Origin of the sequence: Streptomyces sp. SM11 (assembly GCF_002910905.1) — a bacterium.
Taxonomy (GTDB): Bacteria; Actinomycetota; Actinomycetes; order Streptomycetales; family Streptomycetaceae; genus Streptomyces.
On the sequence record NZ_NEUE01000301.1, the window covers coordinates 1,509 to 2,723 of the forward strand.

The window sequence follows — 1,215 nt, forward strand, 5'->3', positions numbered from 1 at the left end:
CAGTTCCGCTATATCAACGAACAGGCCAGAGAGTTCCAGGCGTCCGGCGACCCCGTGATCAGCGTGGACACCAAGAAGAAGGAATTGGTGGGCAACTACAAGAACGGCGGGCGCGAGTGGCATCGGGAGGGCGATCCGGTCCGGGTCCGCACGCACGACTTTCCCGACGCCGATCTGGGCAAGGCGATCCCGTACGGGATCTACGACCTGGCCGCGGATGCCGGCTGGGTCAACGTCGGCTGTGACCACGACACCGCCGCGTTCGCCGTTGCTTCGATCCGCCGCTGGTGGCATGCGGCCGGACGCGCCGCCTACCCGCATTCCCGCCGCCTGCTGATCACCGCGGATGCGGGCGGCTCCAACGGATACCGCACCCGCGCCTGGAAATTCGAGCTGGCCGCCCTGGCCCTTGAGACCGGCCTGGAGATCACCGTATGTCACTTTCCTCCAGGTACAAGTAAATGGAACAAAATCGAGCATCGGCTGTTCTCCCACATCACGATGAACTGGCGTGGCAGGCCGCTGACCAGCCATGACGTCATCGTCGACAGCATCGCGGCGACCACTACCCGCACCGGCCTCACGGTCCGGGCCGAACTCGACACCACCGCCTATGAGACAGGAGTGAGGGTCAGTGACGGGCAGATGACCGCCCTGCCGCTGAACCGCCACGACTGGCACGGCGACTGGAACTACACCCTCCGCCCCGAGGAGCACAGTCGGGACGGAATCCCTCCGATCCTGCCCCAGCTCCAGCCCGGCCCCGGCCGCGCCTGGCTGGTCCACCCGGCTCTGACCGGCATGGACCAGCACCAGTGGGACCAGCTCGTCGGCGAGCTGGCGGCAGCCCGCATGGCCCAGAGAGAAGAAGATCTCCACCAGCGGCGCGGCGGTGACCGGCAGAAGACTCCGGCCGTCGGCCTCTACACCGGCCGACGCCCCGGCCTCACCCTCGTCGACCGGCTCCTGGCCACCCTCCTCTACGAGCGGCTCGGGCTCCCGCAGGTCGTCATCGCCCGCCTCTTCGCGGTCGCACCCCAGACCATCAACCGGCGCATCCGCAAAACCCACCAACTCCTCGACGAGATCGGGCACGTCATCGCCCCGGCCGAGCACCGCCTCGCCACCCTGGACGACCTCGCAGACCTCGCCGCACACCTCGGCATCACCCCAACACCAAAGATCAAGACAGCGAGTTGATAATCGGCAGGCCCT

At 67.2% G+C, this 1,215-nt stretch carries 1 protein-coding gene; it reads left to right on the top strand.

Annotated elements, in window-relative coordinates:
- The coding region (locus B9S58_RS34640) for an ISAzo13 family transposase (RefSeq protein ID WP_103535835.1) at positions 1-1,200 on the top strand (1,200 nt) is incomplete at its 5' end.
- Positions 1,201-1,215 lie beyond the last annotated feature (15 nt).